The 5,295-nt window shown below is 64.5% G+C and carries 5 protein-coding genes and 1 pseudogene; all 6 read left to right on the top strand.

All coding sequences use genetic code 11. The features are described from left to right. On the top strand, positions 1 to 251 hold a 251-nt coding region (locus ACRDTL_RS12895), incomplete at its 5' end, for a pantoate--beta-alanine ligase (protein WP_431507098.1). After that, the gene (gene panD / locus ACRDTL_RS12890) at positions 251 to 658 is read left to right on the top strand and encodes an aspartate 1-decarboxylase (protein ID WP_431507097.1); all 408 of its coding nucleotides are present in this window, start codon (positions 251 to 253) and stop codon (positions 656 to 658) included. The genes ACRDTL_RS12895 and panD, both read left to right, overlap by 1 nt. A gap of 2 nt (positions 659 to 660) precedes the next feature. Beyond that, positions 661 to 1,476 (top strand): type III pantothenate kinase, encoded by an 816-nt coding sequence (locus ACRDTL_RS12885; RefSeq protein WP_431507096.1) that lies wholly within the window; start codon positions 661 to 663, stop codon positions 1,474 to 1,476. 21 nt (positions 1,477 to 1,497) lie between these two features. Beyond that, entirely contained in the window at positions 1,498 to 3,009 is a 1,512-nt protein-coding gene (gene lysS / locus ACRDTL_RS12880) for a lysine--tRNA ligase (RefSeq protein WP_431507095.1), read from the top strand. Between the two features lie 114 nt (positions 3,010 to 3,123). Beyond that, positions 3,124 to 3,462, top strand: a complete 339-nt coding sequence (lsr2, locus tag ACRDTL_RS12875) for a histone-like nucleoid-structuring protein Lsr2 (RefSeq protein WP_431507094.1) — start codon at positions 3,124 to 3,126, stop codon at positions 3,460 to 3,462. A 213-nt stretch (positions 3,463 to 3,675) separates the two neighbouring features. Beyond that, positions 3,676 to 5,295, top strand: a pseudogene (gene clpC1 / locus ACRDTL_RS12870) (ATP-dependent protease ATP-binding subunit ClpC); the annotation flags it as partial.

Here is a 5,295-nt window from a genome sequence, read left to right as displayed (position 1 = left end):
GCGCACTGTCGGCGGCGCTGCTGGCTGGTATGCACGCCGCGCCCGCCGGCACGGACGCCGCGCTAAACGCCGCCCGCGCCGTGCTGTCGGAGGTGCCCGCGATCGATATCGACTATCTGCAGGTGCGCGACCCGGCACTTGGGCCGGCGCCGGCCAATGGCCCCGGCCGACTGCTGGTTGCTGCTCGACTCGGGAGGACCAGACTCCTCGACAACATCGCCATCGAACTCGGAACATGCTGGAGGAACTGATGTTACGGACAATGCTCAAGTCGAAGATCCACCGGGCAACCGTCACGGAGGCAGATCTGCACTATGTCGGCTCGGTGACCATCGATGCCGGCCTGATGGATGCCGCCGACTTGCTCGAAGGTGAGCAGGTGACCATCGTCGACATCGACAACGGCGCCCGGCTGGTCACCTATGCGATCACCGGCGAGCGTGGCAGCGGTGTAATTGGAATTAACGGCGCCGCAGCGCATCTCGTGCATCCCGGCGACCTGGTGATCCTGATCGCTTATGCGACGATGGATAACGCCGAGGCGCACGGCTACCAACCCCGGATCGTGTTCGTCGACGCCGACAACCGCCTCGTTGACCTCGGCCACGATCCGGCCTTTGTGCCCGACGACGCCTCCGACCTGGTTTCCCCGCGATAGCCGTGCTGCTCGCTATCGACGTCCGCAACACCCACACTGTCGTCGGGTTGCTCTCAGGATCCAAAGAGCACGCGAAGGTGGTGCAGGAGTGGCGGATACGCACCGAAGCCGAAGTCACCGCCGATGAACTCGCGCTGACCATCGACGGCCTGATCGGTGAGGATTCCGAGCGGCTCACCGGTGCGGTGGCGCTGTCCACTGTTCCGTCGGTGCTGCATGAGGTGCGGGTCATGCTCGAGCAGTACTGGTCGTCGGTGCCGCATGTGTTGATCGAGCCCGGGGTACGCACCGGAATCCCCCTGCTGGTCGACAACCCGAAAGAGGTGGGTGCGGACCGAATCGTGAACTGCCTGGCTGCGTTTCACAGGTTCGGGACCGCGGCGATCGTGATCGACTTCGGTTCGTCGATCTGCGTCGACGTGGTGTCGGCCAAGGGTGAATTCCTGGGCGGCGCCATCGCACCCGGCGTGCAGGTGTCCTCGGACGCCGCAGCCGCGCGATCGGCGGCGTTGCGGCGCGTCGAACTGGCCCGCCCCCGCTCCGTGGTGGGCAAAAACACCGTCGAGTGCATGCAGGCCGGCGCCGTGTTCGGGTTTGCCGGACTGGTCGACGGCTTGGTGCAGCGAATCCGCGACGACGTGGCCGGCTTCGCCGGCGACGACGTCACGGTGGTGGCCACCGGTCACACCGCACCGCTGCTGTTGGCCGAACTGGACTGCGTCGACCACTACGACCAGCACCTGACCCTGCACGGGCTGCGGCTGGTTTTCGAACGTAACCGGGACCACCAGCGCGGCCGACTCAAGAGCGCGCACTGACGCGCTTTAAGCTGGCAGGTCGTGAGTGCCGCCGACGAGAAACGTCCGCAGGACATCCCCGAGCAGTTCCGGATCCGCCGGGACAAGCGCGCTCGGCTGCTGACCGAGGGCCGCGACCCCTACCCGGTCGCCGTCAACCGCACCCACACGCTGGCCCAGATCCGGGCCGCCTACCCCGACTTGCCGACGGACTCGGCAACCGGCGAGCGCGTCGGCGTTGCCGGGCGGGTCATATTCCTTCGCAATTCGGGCAAATTATGTTTTGCGACACTGCAGGAGGGCGACGGCACCCAACTGCAGGTCATGATCGGCCTGGCCGGCGTGGGGCAGCAGGAACTTGACGCGTGGAAGGCCGACGTCGATATCGGCGACATCGTCGGTGTGCACGGCGAGGTGGTCAGCTCACGTCGCGGCGAGTTGTCCGTGCTCGGCGACTCCTGGCAGATGGCGTCAAAGGCGCTACGGCCGCTGCCCGTCGCTCACAAGGAAATGAACGAGGAATCGCGGGTGCGGCAACGCTATGTCGACCTGGTGGTCCGGCCACAGGCCCGCACGATCGCCCGCCGGCGCATCGCCGTCGTCCGCGCGATACGGGCCGCGCTCGAGCAACGCGGGTTCGTTGAAGTCGAGACTCCGATCTTGCAGACATTGGCGGGTGGCGCGGCGGCCCGGCCGTTCACTACCCACTCCAATGCTCTTGACATTGATCTCTACCTGCGCATTGCGCCGGAACTGTTCCTGAAGCGCTGCGTCGTCGGCGGGTTTGACAAGGTCTTCGAGCTCAATCGTGTGTTCCGAAACGAAGGCGTCGATTCTACGCATTCGCCGGAATTTTCCATGTTGGAGACCTATCAGGCCTATGGAACCTATGACGATTCGGCGGTTGTCATCCGCGAGCTTATTCAACAGGTAGCGGATATCGCGATCGGTACGCGACAACTCCCGTTGCCCGACGGCAGCGTGTATGACATCGAGGGGGAATGGGACTCGATTCAAATGTATCCGTCGCTATCCGATGAGCTTGGCGAGGAGATTACACCGGACACGTCGGTCGAAAGCTTGCGTGCTATCGCCGCTCGGCTCGGCGTCGAGATACCGACCGACGGTGGCTACGGGCACGGCAAGCTGGTCGAGGAGTTGTGGGAGCACACCGTCGGCGCCGGCCTGACCGCGCCCACGTTCGTCCGGGACTTTCCGGTGGAGACAACCCCTTTGACCCGTCAACACCGCAACATCCCCGGTGTCACCGAAAAGTGGGATCTCTACCTGCGCGGGGTGGAACTCGCCACCGGATACTCCGAATTAATCGACCCGGTGGTGCAGCGGGAAAGATTCGCGGCGCAGGCCCGTGCGGCGGCCGCCGGCGATGAAGAGGCGATGGCACTCGACGAGGATTTCCTGGCGGCGCTCGAGTACGGTATGCCGCCTTGTACCGGAACCGGAATGGGTATCGATCGGTTGTTGATGGCTCTGACCGGTCTGTCAATTAGAGAGACAGTTTTGTTCCCGATTGTTCGCCCGCACGGCAACTGAACTACTCTCCGGCGATTGCTGTTGAATACCGTCCTTGTTTATGGCAGATTGGTGCCACGGCGAGTTAATGTACTGTGCACCGTAAGTGCACGGGAAGAAGTTGAGGGTGCGCTAATGGCGAAGAAAGTGACCGTCACCTTGGTCGATGATTTCGACGGTGAGGGTGCCGCCGACGAAACGGTCGAATTCGGGCTCGACGGGGTGACCTATGAGATTGACCTTTCGACCAAGAATGCCACGAAGCTGCGTAACGATCTGAAGCAATGGGTAACGGCCGGCCGCCGAGTCGGCGGCCGGCGGCGCGGACGTTCCAGCTCGGCCCGCGGCCGCGGCGCCATCGATCGCGAGCAGAGCGCGGCGATCCGGGAATGGGCGCGTCGCAACGGACACAATGTGTCGACTCGCGGCCGCATCCCGGCCGACGTCATCGACGCATTCCACGCGGCCACCTGATATCGGAGTTACTTTTTCGCTGGTGGCGAACTGATCGCCCTGTCTCGCGGGAAACGATTCGGGGAATTCCCGCGTTGCTCTGTTGCGGCTGTGCAGGTATCCACCGCAAGGTAGGAACCCCGGCCAGCCGCCCACTACAGTGGAGGGCAGGTACGCAGGGCCGTCCTCCGGCCGTCCAAAGTACCGATGGTGAGGGAGAGCAGGTAACCACCCATGTTCGAGAGATTTACCGACCGAGCACGTCGGGTCGTCGTCCTGGCACAAGAAGAGGCCCGGATGCTCAACCACAATTACATCGGAACCGAGCACATCCTGTTGGGCCTGATCCACGAGGGCGAGGGTGTCGCCGCTAAGTCGCTGGAGTCGCTGGGCATCTCGCTGGAGGGCGTCCGCAGCCAAGTCGAGGAGATCATCGGCCAGGGACAGCAGGCGCCGTCGGGGCATATCCCGTTCACTCCACGGGCGAAGAAGGTGCTCGAGCTGAGCTTGCGGGAGGCGCTGCAGCTCGGCCACAACTACATCGGCACCGAGCACATTCTGCTCGGCCTGATCCGGGAGGGTGAGGGCGTCGCGGCCCAGGTGCTGGTCAAGCTCGGCGCCGAGCTCACCCGGGTGCGTCAGCAAGTGATCCAGCTGCTGTCCGGGTACCAGGGCAAGGAGACCGCCGAGGCCGGCACCGGGGGTCGCGGTGGCGAGTCGGGCAGCCCGTCGACCTCGCTGGTGCTCGACCAGTTCGGCCGCAACCTGACTGCGGCCGCCATGGAGGGCAAGCTCGATCCGGTAATCGGCCGTGAGAAGGAAATCGAGCGGGTCATGCAGGTGCTCTCCCGGCGCACCAAGAACAACCCGGTGCTGATCGGTGAGCCGGGCGTCGGCAAGACCGCGGTCGTCGAGGGTCTGGCGCAGGCCATCGTGCACGGCGAGGTGCCTGAGACGCTGAAGGACAAGCAGCTCTACACGCTGGACCTGGGTTCGCTGGTGGCCGGCTCGCGCTACCGCGGTGACTTCGAGGAACGCCTGAAGAAGGTGCTCAAGGAGATCAACACCCGCGGTGACATCATCCTGTTCATCGACGAGTTGCACACCCTGGTCGGGGCCGGTGCCGCCGAAGGTGCAATCGATGCCGCGTCGATCCTCAAACCGAAGCTCGCTCGTGGTGAACTTCAAACGATCGGCGCCACCACGCTCGACGAGTACCGCAAGTACATCGAGAAGGATGCCGCGCTGGAACGTCGCTTCCAGCCGGTGCAGGTCGGCGAGCCGACGGTCGAGCACACCATCGAGATCCTCAAGGGTCTGCGCGACCGCTACGAGGCCCACCACCGGGTGTCGATCACCGACGGTGCGGTGACGGCTGCCGCTACCCTGGCCGACCGCTACATCAACGATAGGTTCTTGCCGGACAAGGCAATTGACCTCATCGACGAGGCCGGTGCCCGGATGCGAATCCGCCGGATGACCGCGCCGCCAGACCTGCGCGAGTTCGACGAGAAGATCGCCGACGCCCGCCGGGAGAAGGAATCGGCGATCGACGCCCAGGACTTCGAGAAGGCGGCCAGCCTGCGCGATCGGGAGAAGCAGCTGGTGGCCCAGCGCACCGAACGCGAAAAGCAATGGCGTTCAGGAGATCTCGATGTTGTCGCTGAGGTCGACGACAACGAGATCGCCGAGGTGCTGGGCAACTGGACCGGCATCCCGGTGTTCAAGCTCACCGAGGAGGAGACCACTCGGCTGCTGCGCATGGAGGACGAGATCCACAAGCGGATCATCGGGCAAAATGACGCGGTCGCTGCGGTTTCCAAGGCGATCCGTCGCACCCGCGCCGGCCTGAAG

Origin of the sequence: Mycobacterium sp., from assembly GCF_050700595.1 — a bacterium.
Classification (GTDB): Bacteria; Actinomycetota; Actinomycetes; order Mycobacteriales; family Mycobacteriaceae; genus Mycobacterium.
The sequence above is the reverse complement of the archived record's forward strand: the minus strand, read 5'-3'. Positions and strand labels throughout refer to the sequence as shown.

Excerpts from the sequence above, each read along its gene's own strand:
- panD (WP_431507097.1), top strand. The coding sequence starts at position 251 with ATGTTACGGACAATGCTCAAGTCGAAGATCCACCGGGCAACCGTCACG.
- lsr2 (WP_431507094.1), top strand. The coding sequence starts at position 3,124 with ATGGCGAAGAAAGTGACCGTCACCTTGGTCGATGATTTCGACGGTGAG.